The organism is Blautia sp. 1001283B150304_161114_C9, from assembly GCF_015668165.1.
In the GTDB taxonomy this organism is placed as follows: Bacteria; Bacillota; Clostridia; order Lachnospirales; family Lachnospiraceae; genus Blautia_A; species Blautia_A wexlerae.
The window spans coordinates 117131-140267 of record NZ_JADPGO010000003.1 but is presented as its reverse complement, the minus strand read 5'-3'; the positions used below and the strand labels follow the sequence as shown (position 1 = coordinate 140267).

The window sequence follows — 23137 nt, the reverse complement described above, 5'->3', positions numbered from 1 at the left end:
GTAGCAACACGTCCTGATCCAACAGTACGTCCACCTTCACGATATCAGACCGATGTATTGCAGTGTGCAAATGGTGATTTTTCGTGTGATTCGTGGGGGAAAATCCGGATTTTCCGCTGTGTCCGTATGGTTTTGGGGGATTTTGTTATCATGGTGTTATCACACCTTGCTATTCGTAAGACCAAATATTTGCTATCTCATAATTTTTTATTTTCCTGGCCTTTTCAACACATTGTTTTAATTCGTCTGTTTCTCCTGTTCCAGTTGTCTTAACACTTTTATAATACTGATGTAATGCCTCCACACAATTATATAAGCCATCCAAATAATACCTCTCACCTTGATCTGCTAAATTTTCATATATATCTATACATTTATTGATAGATAAGGCAATATATCTCTGTGCTTTCTCCGTAGCGAAAAAAGGTTGCCTGAGCAAAGGTGTCAAATGAATCCATAACGTTTTTGAATACTCTATATCTAAATATTTTATTGAACTGAAAAATTTTTCAAATGATACATCTTGATTGTAATTTTCTTTCATAAATACCAAACACTGTATTCCCGTAAATACACTTGAATAAAGTTTTTTATTTTTCGTTAATATAATATTCTCAAACGTATCAACACATTCTTCAAGTTTATTTTTCTCGGTCATCTCTACTATATCAATTGCAATGGTACTAATTTTGCAATCTGATAACGCTATCTTAATTCTTTCAATCAATGGATATATTTCTGTAATCAACTGATTTTGTATGGACTCACAATAAACAAGCGCAACAAGTTCTCCAATTACTAAGAACTTATTTTCACAATCTTCTTTTTCTCCCATAAAATCATGTTCTAATAAGCTTTTTTCATGCATTATGAAATCATATGAACGAGTCAAAATAGTATTTGCAAGTTCTTTATTTAAAATCACCTTATTACATTTTCTCTGAGAAATCTCCGATGTTGAATAAAAGAAACTAAAATAATCTCTGACACTTCCATATGAATTATTTATTTCACGTCCTGTTGGTGTTACACTTTCTACATATTCTGTATTCATCAAATATGTATAATATAATTTTGAAAATTCAACTGACGCTGGATGCGGTAATTCCTCCCAAATAAATGGATAATATAATTCTGTCATCGGTAAAGTGTCTTTGTCATTCTTCCAAAAGACTGTTACGATATCGTCTCGATATTTCTCTAACGGTTTATTATTCCACAATACTAACAGACAAGCCAATCCATTATCTCTTTCAGATATATTTTCACTTGAGCTCAAGCGAAGTGCTTTTTCATAAAATACTTCTACATCTTCTTCGCATATTTCAAAAGATAAATTATTAAAATAACTAGCTAAATGATATTGTGCATCAAACTCAGAAAAAATAATATTCTGACAAGCCATTGCAATATTTCCATTAAATCTAGTGGAAATTATCTGCAGGATCTTTTTTATATCCCTAACTATAAACGAATCTTCCTTCTGACTGAATCTACTTAATATTTTCAAAAAAACAATTACATTTGCGTCTTCTGTAAACACCACTAAACGCGATAGTATACTTAAGATATTCTTCATAGACACAAAATATTGTTTTCTATCATAGCTATCTTCTTCTGAATACATTTTTACAATTTCAACCAATTTATCAAAAAGATATTGTTTTTCTGAATCATCTATATTTAAAAGCATTTTTCGTGTAAAAATCTGATTGATGATTTTTTCTTGATTAGTTCTAATAGCCAAGGACAGTTTCCAATAAACATATTCGCTTGAGTGCATTATCTCATCATATACCCGCGGAAGTAGTCTTGCTTGATCTAAAAACATCGGCAAACACAATTTATCTATTCCAAGGATAAAGACAAACGAATTTTTGTAGCAAGCAGTTTCTCCTGAATAAAACACCGTAACACTTTTATTGGAATTAAGACTAAACGGCACTATTCTTTCTTCTTTTTTTCTATCTTTTTCAAAAAAATCTTGCTTCAATTTTTCCCTTTGCTCAACAATAATCCGCCTTGTATTATATGAATTATCATAATACTTATTGTCAGAATATTTCTCCGTAATTTCCCAATTCCCAATTCTGTAACATAAGTTTAAATATCCCAAATATGAAGCATATATTTCATCTGACAATTTCATCTGTGCTAATTCTGCCGAACATTCACTTAATATCTTGTCTGCAATATCATTTTTTGACAATTGTTTATATAACGCTGCCTTTTTTACCTTATACTCAAATGATGGAGTTTCTATTTCCTCAATTAGCGTCTTTGCTTCCTCATAATCAAATAGCGAAATATAATTTTTCATTTTTTCAATAAGGAACTCATTTTTATAGTATGGAATTTTATTACAATATATTTCACATCTTTCCATACAAGCATCATATAACTCTTTTTTGCCATCAATTCTATACATTTCTGCCAAATACAATAATACTTCACATAATGTTTCTATTTGTAAATTTTTTTCAATTAATATTTCTGTTACTTTTTCTAAATATTCAGCATTTTTATCTTCTAAAACAACCAGACATTTTCTCAGTATTTTAATAATAGTTGAAATTATCTTCTCTGGTACTTTCTCCTGATTCTGAACCAACTTCAGTACTACGCCAAAATGTTCCAAAAAGTAATCTGCATATTTAACCCTTTTTTCTTCTGGTAACAAAATATATGGCTCTATCAACTTTTCAACTTTATGTGAATAGTTTTCCAACTTTTCAAAATATTCTTCTTTTTCCGCTTCTTTAGGTTGCCAAAATATATCAACATTTTGGTACGGTCTTTCCAAATAAATATCTTTTTCACTTTGATTTTTTTCTAACAAACCAACAAATTCCGAAATTGCCTGATAGTGTCGATTTTCTTCCTGTCGAGATACTAATCCAGAAATATCTACTATAGTAATCCCCTTATTTTCCAACAGTTTTCTCTCTGGTGCACTGAGTTTTTCATATATACCAATCAAATAAATCGTTGGACAGTATTCACCCATATTGTCTCGTAACCAACCAAGCCAACTTTGGAAATTAGGGTCATCCCCGGAAAATCCAAGTAAGCATAACCTAGTTTCAAGCATCGCCTGCTGTACAGTATTAACTAATGCTGAATATTTATCTGGGTATGTTCTATAATCTTCATCACTTATTATATATGGTTTTACTTGTGGAATACTTCCATGCAGCTTAATTATCCGCGGCTTTATACTCCCTGGTAAGTCATTTTGAGAATATATAATTTCATAGTTATTCTCACGATAAATCATATCTACCGTCCGCTCCAAAAGAGTATCATAATTTGTTGTAAAAATATCTGACCAATGTAATTTTAAAAGTCTTTTATGTAATTCTCCTGGAACAAACGTTTCGTCTGCAATGGACTGTTCTATCAAATTGTTTATTTTATTTCTATCAAAATTAGCAATATATTCATCTGCCAGCTTTGTGACGTTTTTCCCAGATGTCTTTATAATCCTTTGTCTATTCCATTCTTCTTTTTCTTGTGCTTCTAATGGTTCCGGATATAGTTCCTCATACATTTTCTCGGCAAGTTCACTCCAATTTGGTGGTTGCATACTTGCCATTCCTTTACTCTGTGCATTTTTTGAAAATCCCGCTCCAATCATTAGCGAAACATCCCCATATTTTCTTGGTTCTTTTAATCGCTGTGCAATATCATTTATATAAGAATAAACGGTCTTATCACTCATCTAAATACCTCTTTTGTAGAAATAACTTTTTACTCTAAAATATAGGTCAAATCATTCTTCATCAAATATATTATTCAATGTCTTCTCCATATCTGCCACCAAATTAACCACCAGTGCATTTCCCATCATAAATCTACGTTTTCTCAATGGCATCTCTACTGTTTCTCCCTTAACCAGACAATACTTTGTATGGTCTGTAGGAAAGCCCTGGATTCGTTCTGCTTCTGTTGCGGTAAGCAGTCTCACTCTTCCAGTCATCTTATCTTTCACAATATGAGTTGTTCTACTAAATCCACCTTCTGATGTCAACATTGTACGTGCCGGTTTATCTTCTTGATCAATCATAGAAATAGCACCCTCCGAGAATACATATTCATGACCTGTTGAACTTGTACGCAACAATTTTTTTGCACCTTTCAAGTACTGCCAGGTCTGTCTATCTTCCTTGGGAAGACGCTGCTCTGTTTCATCGCTGTGTGTAACCGTTGGATCTGTATAATATAATTTTTCTTCCGGAATAAAGTACTGTTCTTCTACTTGTCCGATTTCCATAACATCGCCAAGAGTTATCTGCTTTCCATGATAGTCCGGAGCAGTCTTCATTGTATATATTATTCCATTTTTCATTATCCCTGAATTTTCAAACGCACATTGAAATGTATCAGATACTTCACCTACTTCTACCGGCAGTTCCTTAATTTTCATCTTAACAGATTCTGCTTTATTTACCGGAAATGTTTCTGCAAAAAATCCTTCTTTTAAGACTACATTTTCCATGCATTCTTGCTTGCGTTCTTCTTCCAACGCATCTGTATATCCAATTGTATTTAAAATTCTTTCTGCATATTTTGTGTTATTCTTATAAGCAAAAATAAATGTTCTACGGCGTCTCTGCTGATATCCATATTCAGCAGCATTTATCACACGCCATTCCACTGTATATCCTTCATCTCGAAAACATGCAAGAATCACACCAAAATCTCTACCTCTTTGTTTTGCAGGAGATTTTAACAATCTATCAACATTTTCTAATAATACGAATGGTGGTTTCTTTGCTTCTAAGGTCTCACGTATTGACCACCATAAAATTCCCTTTTTTCCTTCAAGCCCTTTGGAAGTAGCTAACGAAGATGCTACTGAATAGTCCTGGCACGGAAACCCCCCGACAAGTAAATTAAAGTCAGGAAGCGTTGTTTTATCTACATCTTCAATATTATAATTAGTAGTATCTTCACCATTATTATCTAATCTTGTTCCAAATCGATATACATAACAGTCATGTGCGTACTGTGTACTTTTCTCTGCTGGCTCCCACTGGCTAAACCAAACTGTATCCCATTTTTCTTCTTTTCCGTAATCTTCTACTGTTCTTATATTATTAAGCCCACATCTAAAGCCACCTACTCCAGCGAACAATTCGCAAACTGTTTTCTTCACTTCTTTTACCTCTTCTTTTACTATTCGAACGATCGTTCTTTATATATAATATCTCATTTTATTGTTTTTGTAAAGATCCTTATTTAAATAATTCTAAAATAAGTTGATCTACCTCTTCTCTATTTTTTATTCCGCTAATATCAATGGCTCTCCATTTGTTTTTACTGAGTACAATTCTTTCTTTTTCATCTAATCCATCAAAAAAAGCCCACTTTTTTGATTGTACTTTAAATTTGGGGGAATATACTTCTCCATTTATTTGAATTTTACCAGTATTATACTCCATGCCAATATTAGAAAGTCTTTCTTTCAATTCAAGAATGGAATCAAAGATATCACTCTCCTTAATTTGCAACTGCCTTGCTTGATTCATAGAATATTCGTATAAACTTAAATCGTTCCATTGAGAGGTGGTATTCGGATGTAAATCTGACAAATAACTTCTTTTACACTGTTCATCCACAATTTTTTGCATCCCTTTAGGATACCCTTTTGCAATGCCAACCGCTTTTATTAAAGAATAATCCCCCGCTGCATACTCTCTACTAATCCAATCAACATATCTCATCAATTGTAAAGGAAAATCCTTCGTTGCCTTTCCTTTTTTCAACTCTATAACCATATATTTTTCTATTGGTTTTTCTGTGTCTGGGAAATTCTCCAAATATCTGTATGCAAAAATATCCATTTTATCAATATATGCTAACGGCTTAAATGGAGAAGCAATGACCTGATGTGTAACATAATCATACTTTTCACCTTCAAATCCATTTTTTGAAATGGAATCTATCATCCAAGCTTCTAACAGCATTTCAGTATTTATTTCATTTTTTTCATAATTAAACTCTTTCATTATAGTTTCTTCAGGATTGATAAGATACTTTTCCAAATCGAATTGTAAAATCCGTTCATGTTCTGAGGTACTGTATTCAAAGTACCTCTGTTTGTCTCTATTTTTTAAATAAATACATTCTTTTAAAGCTCTATTTTCTTCATCATCTATCTTTATAAAAGTAACATTTTGAAATGCTCTCAACATTCTAAATGCTGATGGTCTATATGACAGCACCTCATCCATATCAACGCCTTCTGCAAAAAACTGTTGATCTGGCTCAAAGAGACATAACCACCTATACTCTGGTCCCAATTGCATCAATGGTTGATCTGCTTCTACTACTTTTTCTTTTCTTTCAAAAATATTTGCATCCAAAGAATTTTTGTATTTACAATCTATCCCCACATTAACCAGTTTTCCAACTCCATAAATACGTCTATCAGATAAAAAATACACATTATCACCCGCTTGCATCGAACAATAATCTGCTAATACCGCTGCCATAACTTGTTTACTTTTATTACCTGAACTTTCATTTTCCTGTAATGAAAGTTTATCATTTGGTACTTTTGATGCATATACTCCTTGCCTAATGCACTTTTTTACGCCTTCAATATTCTCTTCTTTATATATAGAAAAAATAAACCCTGCCATACTATTCCTCCTTGAATCGTTCATCTAACTGCGACAAAATATAACTATTATTCAACCAGAAACATTGCTTTGGGTACTGTCTTCCGTCTGGAAGTTCGTAAGTATCTTTTGAATTCTGTGCATGTGGTCTTACATGGCACACTGGATTTTCTGATGATTTTGGAAAATTATTATAATTCTTTCCATTTCTCTTTTCTATCTGAAGTCCTTCACGAAGCACTCTCTGCGTCTTTTCCCAAACCGCCTTCACATTGCCTTCCAAATCATCATATGGAATATTCCAGAACTGACAGCCTTTTAATCTTAATTCATCTTGTTGATCAAACTTATAAACTACAAACAAAAATCTAGTTTCACGTAAATAATTTCCAAATGCAGAATCTTCCCAGTCTTCCTCTACTAACTCTTTAAATTTGAATGTAGGGAATGACATATTTTCCTTTATCTTATTATTTTTCTCAATACGTATCGTCTTGACTACTACATTTGCTTTTTCAAATTCTTCCGCATGATTCCCTTTTATGCCTAACATCCGATATGCTAACATTGCCTCCAGATTTTTCGGTTTCTTTTGATATTCTATATGGAATGTGTTGCATAAATCAGTAACCGGCCAATCACAATACGCATCTATTTTCCCTACAACATAATCTTCAAAAGATTCCTCTACAGTACCCTTGATGATTGGTTCATATGTATTTTTTCCCGGAATAATATAATTGTTCAGAACATATGTCATGTATGAATTCTTAAATGCAAACGCCCGTGGTTTTGCTAATTCATCACTAAATGGCTGCTTTCTCCGGTCCTTTGACGTTGCTGCCTTTGGTGCTGCTCCCAGATACAGAGTATCTCCTTCAGATAATTCATGTGCTTTTCCGTTTCTGATTTTCTCAACAATAACCTCAAAATCATGTGCTATGATTTTTATATCTTGCTCCGGCGGTGCAAACAACTTCACATATCCAATACGATAATCTAACCGGTTCTTTATCTCTTGTTGATACAGATAATACACCAGTAAAATCAAGCGAGCCTTTTGCCACATGTGACTATCTTCAAATGTTTCATCAACAACTGAGAAATAATCAATCATGGTCAATATCAGTCTTTCTTTGGCTACCAGTGTCCCATTCTTATTTTGTTTATACGGTGTTACTTTTAGTTCTACACCTGCTTTATCAAAATCCGGACGTGCATCATTATTCGTTTGATAGTGAAAGAATCTCTCTTCTATCAGTTCTCCTAAACCACCTTTTCGCTTCTTATTCTCGTGCTTTACTTCATAATTTGTTGTTTCTCTGACAACCATAGCTTTTGTGATGTCATCCTGCTTACACACATCTGCAAATGTTTTTCCAATCAACTTTTTTGCATATGTTTCAATCGAAATCGGATCCGTTTCATCGTATTCTTCTAAATAATTCATCATTACATTTCCTCTTCATCGTCTACTTCTTCCAGTTTCTGTTCAAATATCGTCTCTTCTATCACTCTAATGCACTGTTCTGTATCTTTCAAAATATCTTTTCCCCAGAAATGTATCACAGTCCATCCCATAAAATTTAATTGCTGGTCCTTTTCTTCATCTCTTTGGATATTCCGTTCTATTTTCTTAACCCAATAATCTGGATTTTTTCCTTTTTCTAATCGTGGCTTCAGGATTTCCCAATCTTTTCCATGAAAAAACTCACTATCACAGAAAATCGCAATACGATACTTAGTCAGGACAATATCTGGTCTCCCCGGCAATCCCTTGTAATTTTTTCGATAACGAAATCCCCTATGCCATAGTGCCTTTCTCAACACAACCTCTATATTTGTATCTTTTCCACGTATCTTGCTCATATTCTTATGGCTTTTTTCTGTAACTTCGCCATGAAAACGTGGTTCTTTTGTTGGCATACTTTTCCACCCTCAATACCGTATAATCTATTTTATTGTATCAAACTAACAGGCACTATTCAATTCCCTGTCAACAGAAAAAAGACACGTTTTTCAATCAACGTGCCATTTTTCATATCATATTTGATTTTCAATTACATGTATTCTTTATGCATAAATTATTTCCAGTAATACCGATTTACCCCATTATCCTTGCCTGCACATATTCTAGATTTCCACAGTATGGTGTCCCCACCAAATACCATTCTCTTGCTGGATTCATCTCCATTCTGGTCTGTACCCATTTATCATCCACCAGCACTTCCATTCCTTCTCCACAGTGAAATCCTGGAGCAATCCATAAGTCTGACGATAATAATCCATATCTTCCATTACTGCAGTTATATCCTAACCTTCCCTGTTTCATCATTTTCTGCTCCTTTCCAGTCTGTAAACGGAATTTGTAAACAGGGATCAAAAGACTTTAAAAGTTAACTTTTTAAATTTTTTCTCTAAGTTCCGTTTACATCGTTTACAATAATCTTTACTTAAATGGTATTTCCAACTGTTTCGGTACTTCCATGAATCCACCTTTATCTTTCTTCACAAAGTCTTCGATCCGTTTCCATGACCGCTGTATTCCATATTCCTTTCCGAACCGATGTGTACCATGTGGTTTCCAGCCTACAATCGCATTGTTCATAATATTGGCAATTTCTTTACCTTCCCACTGTTTCATTTCTCCAGTTCGATGTAACGCTTCATCGAACAGAATTCTTGTACATACATAATCGTCATCGTAGTCATCAAGAAATGCCTGTATGATTCCGGCATTGGTGTCTTCCGGCATAAATTCTTTCTGCAGACGCTTTGCCTCTTTCTCAATTTCCTTTGTAAATCCTAAGAACACATTTCCCTGTCGATACAGTACCATTGCCTCTGCCCAGGCCTGTTCGATATAGGCTTTGCTCTCTGCCTCATTGTCCAGAATATGAACTTCTGCTTTCGACATATCTGTCATCACCGGAGCAAATCGTCTGTTTCCGGTTCTGTCCAGAGGAAGGAAATTCAGATCATTTGATGTTCCGCAAAATACACACTGTCTCGGTCTGTCTTCCGGGTGAACTTCATAAGGCACTTTATAAGTTTCTTTCTGTCTGCTCAGAAACGATTTTATCTGTTCAATATTCTTTGCTGTGATAGTTGCCTTCATTTCTCCCATTTCGATAATCCAGTGGTTCTGCAGTTTTCTATAAATATTTTCATCGTCCAGATGATCCAGATTGTCACTGAACCATTCTTCTTTTATCGCCAGATATTTGAAAAACGTAGACTTTCCGGCTCCTTGACTTCCCACCAGGCACAGCATAATGTCATATTTTATTCCCGGTTCATAAATTCTTGAAATCGCTGCCAGCATGTGCATTTTCATTACTCCGATTGTGTATTTGCTCTTTTCTGCTCCCAGAAAATGCGGAAGCATATTTTCTATTCTTGGGATTCCGTCCCAAGCCAGACTCTCCAGATAATCCCTGATTGGATGATATTTATTTTCATTGGAAACAATATCTACTCCTGCTTTAATCACACGCTCACTTGTCAGTTCATAATTTTCTTCCAGATACATTTTCAGATTATTTTCATCAGTATCTGTAACCGTAGGACTGTTATTTCTCCGTTCCCATGGCACCTCTTTCACAATATCCACTCTTCCGGAAAGTTCATTTCGTTTAATTGCTTTTTTCAGTACCGGATCATTTTGAAGTACCGTTACACAATTTCTGATTGTCTGCTTTGTTCTTCCTTTATCGGTATGCTCCAGCATATTATTGACATCTTCTGCTGTAAGCATCTCCTCGTTCACAATATCTTCTAATTCCATCAAGGACTTCTCGCTGATATTCGTTAATTCTTTTCTCAATTCGCTCAACCTCCCTTCTCTTCATCTTGAAAAATTCTGCAATTTCCTCTCCTGTTCCAAACATCAGCATGTCCAGATAGTCATTTATCTTTCTTTCATTTGCCAATGCCTCCGTAAATAATTCGTGCCACTCTTCATCTGGTTCTGGTCTGTAAAACTCTTTCCAGAACTGAATCCATTTCAGATATCTAATCAGCACGTCTGTTGCATGTTTTAACCACTGCTCCAGTTTTTCTCTGATCATCACAGCTTTAGATTGCTTTTGTTTTACCCTGTTTCGGGGCGTCCTTTCGTATTTGCTTCTGTTTCCGACTTTAATATCCAGTCCAAAATCTTCTATCAGCTTTTTCGCAGCTTCATACTGTGATATTCCAAATAACCTTGCTGTAAAATCTATCGCATCACCGCCCACTCCACATGCAAAGCAATGATATATTTTATCTGCCTTCATACTTGGGTGACGGTCTTTATGAAACGGACAACACGCCATTCCATTCCTTTTTACTTTAATCCCATAATGCTCTGCAGCATGTCTCGCTGTCACACATTCTTTTACCTGTTCAAATAATGTCACTTCTACCTCCTGCCCTTCCGGGCAAGTCTCTGATGAACAGATATTCGGGAATTGTTGTATCTTTCAATTCGTGATATACTGAATCTGCCAAGATGGTATATCAGTGAATCTGATTATCAGAGAACTTGCTCAGATATTTTGTCTGGGCTTTTTCTTTTTGTCTGTCAGTAGTCATAGCTCCTCTCCTTACACAAATCTCCTTGTAGGAATAATGATGATTTCAAATTTGCTTCCGTCCTCTAATTCAAGAAGAATCACATAATCTGAATCCCGATCCGGTAAAATGGAACTTATCTTCAATTTCTTACTGTAGTTAATTGCATCAAATATTTTTCCGACTACTTTCTTTGTTTTCATTTGCTTCTTCCTCCGTGTTAACGTTTGTTGTCCAGCATCTCAGCTACTTTTTTCTGCTGTGACGGGTACAGATGCCCATAAGTGTTCAATGTCATCTGAATATCTTTGTGCCCCAGCCTTTCCTTGATAATCAGTGGTTCTACGCCCTGATAGATCAGATATGCCACATGACTGTGACGGATATCATGCACTCTGATTGGTTTTACACCGGTCAATGCTTCATATTTCTTGAGCCGTTTCTGCAGTGTTCTCGCCACAATCGGAAACAACCGCTGGTCTTCCGGAAATCCATAATGTTTCTTCGCATAGTCCTGCACCTCTTCTTTAAGAAAATTGGGAATATCAATGGTACGGACTGAATTCTCTGTTTTTGGAGTATCAATCACATCTCTTTTCCTGATCCGGTTATACGTCTTATTGATATGCAGGAGATTACCACTCATATCAAAGTCCGAAAGACTCAATGCCAGAAGCTCTCCTTCCCTGATTCCTGTCCAGAACAAAATTTCAAATATCAGATAATCCTCACTCCCCGGCTCAATCCCTGCAATAAATCTGTCATATTCTGCTTTCGTCCAGAATTCCAGCTTATTAGCATCTGATTTTCCCATCTTTTTTACTTTCTTACATGGATTTTCCTTCAGATTGTAAATTTTCTGTGCATGATTAAACAGTGCATTTAACTGATTCTGAATCATACGCTCATAAGTCTTGCTGTATCCTTTTTCCTGAATAGTATTCTGCCACTGAATAATCTCTGCCGGTGTGATCTCATTCATTTTTCTTGTTCCAAAATACGGAACAATGTGCTTGTTCATCATGTGCTGCTTGTTACGGATTGAATTTTCTTTCAGTTCATTCTTTTTATCTTCAAAATAGACTTGAATAAAACTGTTCATCTCCATTTTCATATCCGCCGCAGTCTTTCTTATGAATTCCTTTTCATAATTCAATGCTTCTTTCTTGGTCTTGAACCCTCTTTTCAGCTTCTGTGTTTTCTTTCCTGTCCAGTCAATATAACGGAAGCTTACATACCAGGTTCCCTGTGTTTTGTCCTTGTAAGCTGACATCTTAAATCCTCCTTCATACTGCTCTCTGAGAGCATCCATAAAATTTTGTTTCCCAGTAGGAACGTGGAATCTTTCCACGAACTGCCACATATCCTTCCTTTACCAGTTCAGCATTGAGCTGTTTCAGAATAGAATAAGCTTTACTGCGTTTCACACCTAATTCTTCCATGACATCATCAACAGTCATCATATAATTAGTTCTCATAGCGTCCTCCTTTTAAGTCACTTTTGTGACTCTTTTGATGTTTTCTACTATAATTCACTTTTGTGACTTTGTCAATAACCTTTTGCGAATTTTATTTTTATATTCCATTCTACATTTTCAAGCTCTGCAAAAATCACCCTCTTTCGCATCATTCACTTTTGTGCTAGAATAGAATCACAAATATTATTAAGGAGGCAGCATTATGGTTGGTAAAAAAATCCGGGCATTCCGGGAATTTAGAGGATACAGTCAGATACAGTTAGCCGAGCTGTCCGGCATTAACGTAGGTACGATCAGAAAATATGAACTTGGAATCCGAAATCCAAAACCGGATCAGTTAGAAAAGATAGCAACTGCATTGGGATTAAATGTAAGTGTTTTCCTGGATTTTAATATTGAAACGGTCGGAGATGTACTCTCTTTATTGTTTTCTATTGATGATTCAGTGAACCTCTCACTTGCCGAGATGCCTGATCAGAAAATTTCACTGACTTTCGACAATCCTACAATGCAGGACTTTTTCAGTAAATGGTGTCAATTTAAAAACGTCTATGAAAAGGAAAAAGCTGAAATATTAGCTATCGAAGATGAAGATAAAAGACAGGAAGAACTGGATAAGCTCAACGCTACCCAGGACGAATGGAAACTGCGTGCTATGGGAACTACGATAGGCTGTCACACTATCGTTAAGAAGGGTACTGAAGGTAATTCCATCAAGACATATGATCTGACATAATTTTTGCAAAAGAAAAAGAGCCCCTATGAGCTCTGAGTTTTTGGTGGTCTGGGTGGGAGTCTGCTTAGTATGTTAAACCGTGCAACCATTACACTTCACCATCGCATACTCCCAGACCAAATATTAATATGTATTCTTTTCTCATCGAATCAAGTCCTTTCTTGCAAATATGTTTGACTGCATCATAAATCAATCCAGAAACTAGGCAATTCGACAATGCTCCCAATATTGGTTTGATGGTGTTTGGAATCGAACCAAATCCTGTTACTAACTATGTTATACTTATAGTATAACATAATTTTAAAAATTGTCAATCTTAATATTTTGTTATCATTCTGTTATCACAAATGGTTGTCAGGATACTCTCCCGGCAACCGTTTTTCTATCCTGTTCGTTATTCTTTTCTGCTCTTTTATATATTTTCAGGCAACAGAAAAACCCCGGAAACCTTACGGTTCCGGGGTATCTTACGTTTGGACACAATGTACCTTGCGGTACTCTATTTATATAATTAAGATGTTATGCTAAAATTATTCGATAACTGTAGCAACACGTCCTGATCCAACAGTACGTCCACCTTCACGGATAGCGAAAGTAAGACCCTGAGCCATAGCGATTGGGTGAATCAGTTCGATTGTCATTTCGATGTTATCTCCAGGCATGCACATTTCTGTTCCTTCTGGAAGGTTGCAAACACCTGTTACGTCTGTTGTTCTGAAGTAGAACTGTGGACGATAGTTGTTGAAGAATGGAGTATGACGTCCACCTTCATCTTTTGTCAGAACGTAAACCTGAGCTGTGAATTTTGTATGGCATGTAAGTGTTCCTGGTTTAGCAAGAACCTGTCCACGCTCGATTTCGTTTCTCTGAACACCACGAAGAAGTGCACCGATGTTATCACCAGCCTGAGCTTCATCAAGGAGTTTACGGAACATTTCGATACCAGTTACAACAACTTTACGTGTTTCTTCTTTGATACCAACGATTTCAACTTCGTCAGATACATGAAGTACACCAGCCTCTACTCTACCAGTAGCAACTGTACCACGACCTGTGATAGAGAATACATCCTCTACAGGCATTACGAATGGTTTATCTGTGTCACGCTGTGGGTCTGGAATGTAGCTGTCAACAGCATCCATAAGTTCCATGATCTTGTCTCCCCACTCGCTGCTCGGATCTTCAAGAGCTTTAAGAGCTGATCCACGGATAACCGGGATGTCATCTCCTGGGAAGTCATACTCGCTTAAGAGTTCACGGATTTCCATTTCTACCAGTTCAAGAAGTTCTTCATCATCAACCATATCACATTTGTTCATGAATACAACGATGTAAGGAACACCTACCTGACGGGAAAGAAGGATGTGCTCTTTAGTCTGAGCCATAACACCATCTGTAGCAGCAACAACGAGGATAGCACCATCCATCTGAGCTGCACCTGTGATCATGTTCTTAACGTAGTCAGCATGGCCTGGGCAGTCAACGTGTGCATAGTGTCTATGCTCTGTTTCATACTCAACGTGTGCTGTAGAAATTGTGATACCACGTTCTCTTTCTTCCGGAGCTTTATCGATATTAGCGAAATCTGTAGCTGTGTTACCAGCAACTCTTTCAGACAGAACTTTTGTGATAGCTGCTGTTAAAGTTGTTTTACCATGGTCAACGTGTCCGATGGTACCAATGTTACAATGCGGTTTTGTTCTCTCAAACTTAGCTTTTGCCATTTTAAAACGTCCTCCTTAAAACATTTGGCTCTTATATTATTATAGAGCGCCTTTTTCGGTTTTAAACTTGCTATCCTTGATTATATTGCATAACCGGAATATTTGCAAGCATTTTATACAATTTGATAAGTTTCACACTATAAACAGTGTATTATTATCAATTGTTGTATCATTACAGTTCACACATTACTGAGAACATAGTGAACAGTAACTTTATATCTCCTACACCCTGCCGGCTTTAAACACCGGCAGACTGCAGATGATCAATAATTATCAGTCTTTCTTAGAAAGGATTTTTTCCTGTACAGACTTCGGAACCTGCTCATATTTCTCAAAGAACATAGAGTAGTTACCACGTCCCTGTGTTCTGGAACGAAGATCTGTAGCATATCCGAACATTTCGGAAAGCGGTACATATCCGCGGATCATCTTACCACCGCCGATATCTTCCATACCTTCGATACGTCCACGACGGGAGTTGATATCACCGATAACATCACCCATGTAATCTTCAGGTGTTGTAACCTCTACCTTCATGATCGGCTCAAGAAGTACAGGAGCTGCTTTCTGCATAGCATCCTTGAATGCAAGAGAACCTGCAATGTGGAATGCCATTTCAGAAGAGTCGACTTCATGGTAAGAACCATCATATACGTTAGCATATACGCCGACTACCGGGAATCCGCCAAGGATACCGGCTTTCATAGCCTCTTCGATACCTTCGCCAACTGCAGGGATGTATTCCTTCGGAATAGCACCACCAACAACTGTAGATTCGAACTTGTACAGTTCTTCTCCGTTGGCATCCATAGGCTGGAATTTAACTTTACAGTGACCATACTGTCCACGACCACCGGACTGTTTTGCATACTTGCTGTCTACATCAACAGGTTTGGTGATTGTTTCTTTGTAAGCAACCTGAGGAGCACCTACGTTAGCCTCTACCTTGAATTCACGAAGGAGACGGTCAACGATGATATCCAGATGAAGCTCACCCATACCAGCGATAATGGTCTGTCCTGTTTCCTGATCTGTATGTGCACGGAATGTCGGGTCTTCTTCTGCAAGTTTTGCAAGAGCTTCACCAAGTTTACCCTGTCCAGCTTTAGTCTTAGGCTCGATAGCCAGCTCGATAACTGGTTCTGGGAATTCCATGGACTCCAGGATTACCGGATGCTGCTCGTCACAGATTGTATCACCAGTTGTTGTGAATTTAAATCCGATCGCTGCAGCGATATCACCGGAATATACTTTATCAAGTTCCATACGTTTGTTAGCATGCATCTGAAGGATACGTCCAACACGTTCTTTCTTGTCCTTAGTAGCGTTAAGTACATAAGAACCGGAATTCATTGTACCGGAGTATACACGGAAATATGCAAGTTTACCAACGAATGGGTCTGTCATGATCTTAAATGCCAGAGCTGAGAATGGTTCTTCATCAGAAGAATGTCTCACTACTTCATTACCGTCCAGATCAGTTCCCTGGATTGGAGGAATGTCTGTAGGAGCCGGCATATACTCAAGGATAGCATCAAGAAGCTTCTGAACACCTTTGTTTCTGTAAGCAGAACCACAGCAAACCGGAACAGCTGTACACTCGCATGTCGCTTTTCTTAATGTTGCTTTCAGTCTCTCAACAGTTGGTTCTTCACCTTCAAGATATTCCATCATTAAGTCGTCATCAAGCTCACAAATTTTCTCAATAAGCTCTGTATGATAAAGCTCAGCATCTTCCTTCATGTCTTCAGGAATATCAACGATGGAGATGTCATCACCTTTTTCATCGTTGTAGATGTAAGCTTTCATTTCGAATAAGTCAATGATTCCTTTGAAATCATCTTCTTTTCCGATTGGCAGCTGTAAGCAGATTGCGTTTTTACCAAGACGAGTCTTGATCTGCTCTACTGCACCGTAGAAGTTTGCACCAAGGATATCCATCTTGTTGATGAATGCCATACGTGGTACATTGTAAGTGTCGGCCTGACGCCATACGTTTTCAGACTGCGGTTCAACACCACCCTTAGCACAGAAAACGCCGACAGCACCGTCAAGTACACGAAGAGAACGCTCAACTTCTACTGTGAAGTCAACGTGACCTGGGGTATCAATGATGTTGATACGATGTTCCAGAGCACCTGGCTTCGGTTTGCAGTTCTCTTCCAGAGTCCAGTGACATGTTGTAGCCGCTGAAGTGATTGTGATACCTCTCTCCTGCTCCTGTTCCATCCAGTCCATGGTAGCAGTACCTTCATGAGTATCACCAATCTTATAGTTGACACCTGTATAATACAGGATACGTTCTGTAAGAGTTGTTTTACCCGCATCGATATGAGCCATAATACCAATATTTCTGGTACGCTCTAATGGATATTCTCTTCCCTCTTTAGCCAATGGATTTTCCTCCTATATTAGAAGCGATAGTGAGCAAATGCTTTATTTGCCTCAGCCATCTTGTGCATGTCTTCTTTTCTCTTAACGGATGCACCTGTGTTGTTCATTGCATCTAAAAGCTCATTTGCAAGTCTTTCTTCCATTGTTTTCTCGCCTCTTTTACGAGAGAACATTGTTAACCAGCGAAGAGCCAGTGCCTGACGTCTGTCTGCTCTTACCTCGATCGGAACCTGATAAGTAGCACCACCGATACGTCTAGCTTTTACTTCAAGAAGTGGCATGATGTTGTTCATAGCCTCTTCGAAAACTTCAAGTGCTGGTTTACCAGCTTTTTCTTCGATTCTGGCGAATGCACCGTAAACAATTTTCTGTGCTACACCTTTCTTACCGTCTAACATGATGTTATTGATAAGTTTGGTAACCACTTTATTGTTGTACATTGGATCTGCCAGAACGTCTCTTTTCTGAGTATGTCCTTTACGTGGCACGTTACTTCCCTCCTTAATCATTGTGATTAAATCATCGGTACTCACGCAGATAACTATTGCATGTTCGCACTGGTAAGGTCCTATATTTAACCCGCAACCGGCAGGGTATATGGAATACCGTACAAATTCATAGTTCTAGTCTTCCGTGAATTTTCGATTGATTAATTCCTGCTGTCCCAAACAATAGGATCAGCTCTTAAAATTCTTATGAAACCTTTTTAAAATTATTTCTTTTTCGGTCTCTTAGCGCCGTATTTAGAACGGGCCTGTTTTCTGTTAGCAACACCTGCAGTATCAAGAGTACCTCTGATGATGTGGTATCTTGTACCAGGTAAGTCCTTAACCCTTCCACCACGGATAAGAACAACGCTATGCTCCTGAAGGTTGTGACCTTCTCCTGGGATGTAGCTTGTTACTTCGATTCCGTTGGAAAGACGAACTCTGGCGATTTTTCTAAGAGCTGAGTTAGGCTTCTTAGGAGTTGCAGTCTTAACTGCTGTACAAACGCCACGTTTCTGTGGTGCAGACTGTTCAACTGCTTTCTTTCTTAAAGAGTTGAATGTTTTCTGGAGAGCCGGAGCTGTAGATTTCTTTACAGATGTCTGGCGTCCTTTTCTTACTAACTGGTTGAATGTTGGCATTCCATTTCACCTCCCGATTTATTTCTCCATAGATTTTTCTATGGGGCCTTGCGGTTGCTATTCGTGTAATTACGCACAAAAAAATTAAACGTTCCTTTTGCACGCTTGCTCATTATATCCCGTAAAACTCACACTGTCAAGGCATTTCTCCTGAATTTTACAGTATTTTTTCATATTTTTATCATAACCAAAAAATCCTTTCTTCATACACCACATCACCACATTAAACTTATCTGACAATATGCTCCCCTCCAACCACTTTACTGCCACTTCCCCACTGCGAATCCCAGCGCCGGATAATATTTATTTTGTGTGCATTTGCAGGATGCTTAGAGATACTTAATCTGCAGAAATCTGCGTTATGAGCAGACCGTCTCACGTGTTTGAGCGAAGTTTGCAACGTAGCGAGTTTGAGAGGGCTGCTCATGCTTTTAGCAGATTTCTGCAGATTTATAGCAGTCCTAGTAAATAATGCATTTAAGACAGTTCAGCAGAGTGCGAAAGACAAGGAAGATATCTGCAGGCGTGCTAACGCACGGCAAAGATATCTGACGCAGGATTTCACACTCTGATGGGCTGGATTAAGATGCATTATTTACTAGAACTGCTATAATATCTCTTAGCGTCCGAAACCGCACACAAAATAAATATTATCCGGCGCGTCCCCTTCACTAACAATTGCATTTCCCCCTCCCTTTTATTATAATAACAACCAAAGCAGGCAAATCAACTTGCAGACACACTATAACATTCTATAAACTCAGGAAAGGACACCATAATATATGAAGAAACCCAGCATGATCAGCATCCTTCTGTTTCTGACAGGACTCCTGTGCATCATAGCCCTGATCTTCTTTAACAGGACCACACTGCACCAGATCCTCACCACTGAAAAAGAAGTCGATACAATCTCCGAACAGATCACTGCAAAACACGACGAAGTCAAACAGGCAGTAGACAAGTACACTACCGCCATAGACACAGTCCAGTCAAATATCAATCGCATGAAACAAAAACAACAGACAGCCACACAGAAGAAAACAAAAGAAAAAGCTGAAATCCCGGAAGAAGCTTCATCAAAGCCTTCTGTATTCAGCCAGAACAGCACCAGTGCCTCTTCTGATTCCAGTGCCAGCGTTTTCTCCTCCGATGCCGAAACAGACGGACATATAATAGGAATCGATCCAGGGCATCAGAGTGAGTCCGTGGATATGAGTGCCCCGGAGCCCAACGGTCCCGGTTCTTCTGAAATGAAAGCAAAATGTACCAGCGGAACTCAGGGAACCTACAGCGGTGTTCCCGAATACCAGCTCAATCTGGAGGTCTCTCTTCAACTAAAGGATGAACTGGAACAGAGAGGCTATCAGGTAGTCATGACACGAACAGACAATGAAACAGCCATCAGCAACATGGAACGCGCACAATATGCTGCTTCACAGGGTGCAGAGATCTATGTCCGCATCCATGCAAACGGCGATGATTCCCATACTGCATCAGGAGCACTGACCATGTCGCCCTCTCAGAATAACCCTTATATCCCACAACTGTTTGAACAGTCTGATCGATTATCCCGATGCATCATCAATTCCTACTGTGCTGCAACAGGTTTTCAGAACCTTGGAATCCAGTACACTGACACGATGACAGGAATTAACTGGAGCACTGTTCCTGTTACGATCCTTGAAATGGGATTTATGACAAGCCAGAATGACGATCTGAAAATGAATGACGCAGAATTCCAGAAAACAATGGTACAGGGAATCGCAAATGGCATTGACAGCTACTTTGCATCATGATGATGTAAGTGTCAAAAAGCATTTTGCCCCTGACTTGATATCTGCGGATTGCTACGCAGCTTCGCAGTTCCCGCAATCCTGATTACAATAATAATAATTACGAAAGGAAAACCTCAATGAATAAAAAGCCAAATGAAAAACCTATTTTTCTCTATATAGTGATCGGCATACTGACTGTTGCAGTGATTGCACTGGCAGCTGTTTCATTTTTATCACTGAACCATCTCGTCACACTACAGCAAAAAGTACAGACACTCTCCAAAACCGTAGAGGAGATTTCCACTGATGCAAATACCCTTATCAGTCAGGCAGATCAGTTAGATGAATTAAGAGAACAGGAAAGTTCTGTCAAGGCAGCCACCGGAGAAACATCTCCTGCACAGTCAGAATCCGCTGAACCCTCTTCAGAATCCGAACAACAGAACGGAACACTTTCCCCTTCCTCCAACAACACATTTACCGACAACACTGATTCCAGCATGGACAATCTCCTGAAACAGGTACAGTCCCTGCTGCCGGCTGATAACGGAACCTGGTCCGTCTATGTCTGCAACCTGCCGAAAGATTCTGAAGGCATGATCAACGATACTCCCATGCAGGCAGCAAGCCTGATCAAACTGTATATTATGGGAGCTGTATACGAAAACTACGATACCCTCTCCCAGTCTCACAACGGAGACGAAATTGACAGTAATATTTCAGCCATGATCACTGTCAGTGATAATGATGCTGCCAACACTCTGGTAAACTGGCTTGGAAACGGCGATGACTCTGCAGGCATGGCAAAAGTAAATGTCTTCTGCCAGGAACATGGTTTCACCAGCACCCAGATGAACCGCCTGCTTCTCGCAGGTAAAGAAAACGGCGACAACTATACATCCGTCAAAGACTGTGGAACCTTTTTAAAGCAGATATACCAGACTGTCAACGGAACCCTTCCCGCTTCTACTCTTCCAAACGCAGATGCAATGTATTATCACTTAAAAATGCAGCAGCGCAAAAACAAGATTCCTGCACAACTTCCGGAAGGCGTCGGTACTGCCAATAAGACCGGCGAACTTGACACTGTAGAAAATGATGCAGCGATCATCTATGATACAGCCAAAGGAATTGACCTTGTAGTATGCTTTATGTCACAGGATCTTACTGATACCGGTGCAGCCCAAAGCACCATTGCTGCAGATGCACGCGCTATCTACGGATATTATAATGAATAAACATAATCTTCTGAATCTACAGTCTATCCAGATAATTGTCATAAATCAGACAGATATTCGTAACCTCCACAGGGGACTTACTTGATTCGGTTAAAAGAAGGAGGCACATCCCTTAACGGGTTGTGCCTCCTTCTGCAAATTCAACAGGAAGAATCGTCAATGTCTCAATCTCTTCCCCTTTTATTTTCTTTAATAAAAGTTCCACAGCCTTTCGTGCCATATCCGGCACCGGCTGTACAATTGTTGATACCATTATGCCTCTTCAGCTTCCCCCTCTTCATAGGACTTCTCCCATATCTCCGAAAATACTGCCAGCGGACAGTCTGTGAGAAGGCACATGAGAAGGAAACATTCGTATGGATTTACTATGTATATCTCTCCCATTCCACATCGAAGCAGAATATCCTGAATCTCATCCAGAAAATGCTTGTATCTGTTAAAAGGATCATCATCCTCCATTTCCTGGGATACGATAAAGAATTCCAGTGTGATCAGGTCAAAGCGCTCCACCGGGAGTTTGTGGCTTAAAATATTTGTAATCCTCTGCCTGCTGAAACGCTTCTGGCTGAAATGCTTTGCCAGAATGGAGGCAGACATTTTCTTCAGATTGCCCATTTTGTTGATGGGGATTCCGCTGCAGATTACTTTTTCCACATCAGAAGGTGTGATTCTTTCTGCTGTCCACACCTTATCCCCACCTTTTTCCTCTTCATCATGCTGATACAGTCCGGCAATAATCTGCTTCGCATGATATAAAAGCTTTGTAAACTCCTGAAATGCCTGACTTTTCTCAGATATGGGATCTACTCTTTTTGATTTCAGTCGGGCAAGATAATCGATCAGTTTCTCCTCCGTATCAAGGCACAGGTTGCTTCCGTATAAAACCTGAGTATTTTCCACTTCTACAGGAGCGAGTATCTCATATTTTTTTTTCAATTCCTCTGCTTTATGATAACCCTGCTGCGTACTGTAACAATACCAGTAGATCACCTCGTCCGGATTGTGAAAATCAAAATCCTGTTCTTTCAGTACTCTTGTCAGGAAATCCGACACATCCTCTGTGGTCATTTTCAACCCAAACCCCAGAAGAAAAACAGTTTCTCTTTTTACAGATGCCTGATTCAGCCAGTTATTCACCAGTGCCGACAACTTGGTAGAGGTAGGATTCATGGATTTGGGCGTATAGGTTTCCTTAAAGGAATCTACTACGATCTCCTTATACACTTCCTGTGGAACCTCCGAGAAAGGTTCTTCCAGCTCTGCCCTTTCATAAATATATCTCTTCAGATGGTCGCCAAAGGACACCAGTTCCATCTCTTTATATAAATAGTGGAAAATAACATCCGCATCTTCGTCTTCAAAACTGTCCAGGCTTACCACCTGCCGAAATCTCTGTGCCGCCCTTCTGGTAAATTCATACTCCTGTACTTTATCAAACGCAACATTCTGTTCAAAATCCAGATCCTGCATACGGTTCTTCATG

The 23137-nt window shown here is 38.3% G+C and carries 20 protein-coding genes; 3 read left to right on the top strand and 17 right to left on the bottom strand.

The window, feature by feature from the left end:
- Positions 1-169: 169 nt before the first annotated feature.
- The 11 genes from I4V44_RS02680 to I4V44_RS02630 form a co-directional block, all read right to left on the bottom strand.
- Entirely contained in the window at positions 170-3721 is a 3552-nt protein-coding gene (locus tag I4V44_RS02680) for an SIR2 family NAD-dependent protein deacylase (RefSeq protein WP_196002285.1), read from the bottom strand.
- A 51-nt stretch (positions 3722-3772) separates the two neighbouring features.
- Complete coding sequence (dcm, locus tag I4V44_RS02675) at positions 3773-5158, bottom strand: DNA (cytosine-5-)-methyltransferase (protein ID WP_173684606.1); 1386 nt, start codon at positions 5156-5158, stop codon at positions 3773-3775.
- A gap of 79 nt (positions 5159-5237) precedes the next feature.
- Positions 5238-6647 (bottom strand): hypothetical protein, encoded by a 1410-nt coding sequence (locus I4V44_RS02670; protein WP_173684605.1) that lies wholly within the window; start codon positions 6645-6647, stop codon positions 5238-5240.
- Position 6648: 1 nt separating this feature from the next.
- Complete coding sequence (locus I4V44_RS02665) at positions 6649-8079, bottom strand: Sau3AI family type II restriction endonuclease (RefSeq protein WP_330593737.1); 1431 nt, start codon at positions 8077-8079, stop codon at positions 6649-6651.
- Positions 8079-8552, bottom strand: a complete 474-nt coding sequence (locus I4V44_RS02660; protein WP_196002284.1) for a very short patch repair endonuclease — start codon at positions 8550-8552, stop codon at positions 8079-8081. The genes I4V44_RS02665 and I4V44_RS02660 overlap by 1 nt, the downstream gene beginning before the upstream one ends.
- 178 nt (positions 8553-8730) lie before the next feature.
- The gene (locus I4V44_RS02655; RefSeq protein ID WP_173684609.1) at positions 8731-8958 is read right to left on the bottom strand and encodes a DUF5348 domain-containing protein; all 228 of its coding nucleotides are present in this window, start codon (positions 8956-8958) and stop codon (positions 8731-8733) included.
- A gap of 117 nt (positions 8959-9075) precedes the next feature.
- Positions 9076-10413, bottom strand: coding sequence for a VapE domain-containing protein (locus I4V44_RS02650; RefSeq protein ID WP_196002298.1), 1338 nt, complete (start codon positions 10411-10413; stop codon positions 9076-9078).
- Positions 10358-11026, bottom strand: a complete 669-nt coding sequence (locus I4V44_RS02645) for a CHC2 zinc finger domain-containing protein (RefSeq protein WP_196002283.1) — start codon at positions 11024-11026, stop codon at positions 10358-10360. Before I4V44_RS02645 ends, I4V44_RS02650 begins: the two co-directional genes overlap by 56 nt.
- A gap of 186 nt (positions 11027-11212) precedes the next feature.
- Complete coding sequence (locus I4V44_RS02640; protein WP_009243121.1) at positions 11213-11383, bottom strand: hypothetical protein; 171 nt, start codon at positions 11381-11383, stop codon at positions 11213-11215.
- A 17-nt stretch (positions 11384-11400) separates the two neighbouring features.
- Positions 11401-12453, bottom strand: coding sequence for a site-specific integrase (locus tag I4V44_RS02635; RefSeq protein WP_173684602.1), 1053 nt, complete (start codon positions 12451-12453; stop codon positions 11401-11403).
- A 13-nt stretch (positions 12454-12466) separates the two neighbouring features.
- On the bottom strand, positions 12467-12658 hold the full coding sequence (locus I4V44_RS02630) for a helix-turn-helix domain-containing protein (protein WP_196002282.1): 192 nt from the start codon (positions 12656-12658) through the stop codon (positions 12467-12469).
- 202 nt (positions 12659-12860) lie between these two features.
- Here I4V44_RS02630 and I4V44_RS02625 point away from each other — a divergent pair, with 202 nt between their 5' ends.
- Entirely contained in the window at positions 12861-13394 is a 534-nt protein-coding gene (locus tag I4V44_RS02625) for a helix-turn-helix domain-containing protein (protein ID WP_173684600.1), read from the top strand.
- Between the two features lie 530 nt (positions 13395-13924).
- Here I4V44_RS02625 and tuf read toward each other — a convergent pair.
- The 4 genes from tuf to rpsL all read right to left on the bottom strand — a co-directional run bounded on the left by tuf (position 13925) and on the right by rpsL (position 18641).
- Complete coding sequence (gene tuf / locus I4V44_RS02620) at positions 13925-15118, bottom strand: elongation factor Tu (protein WP_019163091.1); 1194 nt, start codon at positions 15116-15118, stop codon at positions 13925-13927.
- Between the two features lie 273 nt (positions 15119-15391).
- Positions 15392-17512, bottom strand: coding sequence for an elongation factor G (gene fusA / locus I4V44_RS02615; protein WP_082419248.1), 2121 nt, complete (start codon positions 17510-17512; stop codon positions 15392-15394).
- A gap of 17 nt (positions 17513-17529) precedes the next feature.
- Positions 17530-18000, bottom strand: coding sequence for a 30S ribosomal protein S7 (gene rpsG / locus I4V44_RS02610; protein WP_020993199.1), 471 nt, complete (start codon positions 17998-18000; stop codon positions 17530-17532).
- A 224-nt stretch (positions 18001-18224) separates the two neighbouring features.
- Positions 18225-18641: a 30S ribosomal protein S12 gene (rpsL, locus tag I4V44_RS02605; protein ID WP_008705161.1), complete on the bottom strand. Its 417-nt coding sequence runs from the start codon at positions 18639-18641 to the stop codon at positions 18225-18227.
- A gap of 782 nt (positions 18642-19423) precedes the next feature.
- On the opposite strand from rpsL, the gene I4V44_RS02600 reads away from it, so the two are divergent.
- Both I4V44_RS02600 and I4V44_RS02595 read left to right on the top strand, forming a co-directional pair.
- Positions 19424-20437: an N-acetylmuramoyl-L-alanine amidase gene (locus I4V44_RS02600; protein WP_196002281.1), complete on the top strand. Its 1014-nt coding sequence runs from the start codon at positions 19424-19426 to the stop codon at positions 20435-20437.
- A 116-nt stretch (positions 20438-20553) separates the two neighbouring features.
- Positions 20554-21654: a serine hydrolase gene (locus tag I4V44_RS02595; RefSeq protein WP_118521386.1), complete on the top strand. Its 1101-nt coding sequence runs from the start codon at positions 20554-20556 to the stop codon at positions 21652-21654.
- A 112-nt stretch (positions 21655-21766) separates the two neighbouring features.
- Here the strand turns inward: I4V44_RS02595 and I4V44_RS02590 are convergent, their stop codons facing one another.
- Positions 21767-21907, bottom strand: a complete 141-nt coding sequence (locus I4V44_RS02590; RefSeq protein ID WP_154108133.1) for a hypothetical protein — start codon at positions 21905-21907, stop codon at positions 21767-21769.
- Positions 21907-23136, bottom strand: a complete 1230-nt coding sequence (locus tag I4V44_RS02585) for a hypothetical protein (RefSeq protein WP_055058314.1) — start codon at positions 23134-23136, stop codon at positions 21907-21909. Before I4V44_RS02585 ends, I4V44_RS02590 begins: the two co-directional genes overlap by 1 nt.
- Position 23137 lies beyond the last annotated feature (1 nt).

Bases quoted from the DNA above. Each gene is read 5' to 3' on its own strand.
- I4V44_RS02680 (WP_196002285.1), bottom strand. From the start codon at position 3,721: ATGAGTGATAAGACCGTTTATTCTTATATAAATGATATTGCACAGCGA.
- I4V44_RS02670 (WP_173684605.1), bottom strand. From the start codon at position 6,647: ATGGCAGGGTTTATTTTTTCTATATATAAAGAAGAGAATATTGAAGGC.
- I4V44_RS02665 (WP_330593737.1), bottom strand. From the start codon at position 8,079: ATGATGAATTATTTAGAAGAATACGATGAAACGGATCCGATTTCGATT.
- I4V44_RS02660 (WP_196002284.1), bottom strand. From the start codon at position 8,552: ATGCCAACAAAAGAACCACGTTTTCATGGCGAAGTTACAGAAAAAAGC.
- I4V44_RS02655 (WP_173684609.1), bottom strand. From the start codon at position 8,958: ATGAAACAGGGAAGGTTAGGATATAACTGCAGTAATGGAAGATATGGA.
- I4V44_RS02650 (WP_196002298.1), bottom strand. From the start codon at position 10,413: ATGGAATTAGAAGATATTGTGAACGAGGAGATGCTTACAGCAGAAGAT.
- I4V44_RS02640 (WP_009243121.1), bottom strand. From the start codon at position 11,383: ATGAAAACAAAGAAAGTAGTCGGAAAAATATTTGATGCAATTAACTAC.
- I4V44_RS02635 (WP_173684602.1), bottom strand. From the start codon at position 12,453: ATGTCAGCTTACAAGGACAAAACACAGGGAACCTGGTATGTAAGCTTC.
- I4V44_RS02630 (WP_196002282.1), bottom strand. From the start codon at position 12,658: ATGAGAACTAATTATATGATGACTGTTGATGATGTCATGGAAGAATTA.
- I4V44_RS02625 (WP_173684600.1), top strand. From the start codon at position 12,861: ATGGTTGGTAAAAAAATCCGGGCATTCCGGGAATTTAGAGGATACAGT.
- tuf (WP_019163091.1), bottom strand. From the start codon at position 15,118: ATGGCAAAAGCTAAGTTTGAGAGAACAAAACCGCATTGTAACATTGGT.
- rpsL (WP_008705161.1), bottom strand. From the start codon at position 18,641: ATGCCAACATTCAACCAGTTAGTAAGAAAAGGACGCCAGACATCTGTA.
- I4V44_RS02600 (WP_196002281.1), top strand. From the start codon at position 19,424: ATGAAGAAACCCAGCATGATCAGCATCCTTCTGTTTCTGACAGGACTC.
- I4V44_RS02595 (WP_118521386.1), top strand. From the start codon at position 20,554: ATGAATAAAAAGCCAAATGAAAAACCTATTTTTCTCTATATAGTGATC.
- I4V44_RS02590 (WP_154108133.1), bottom strand. From the start codon at position 21,907: ATGGTATCAACAATTGTACAGCCGGTGCCGGATATGGCACGAAAGGCT.
- I4V44_RS02585 (WP_055058314.1), bottom strand. From the start codon at position 23,136: ATGAAGAACCGTATGCAGGATCTGGATTTTGAACAGAATGTTGCGTTT.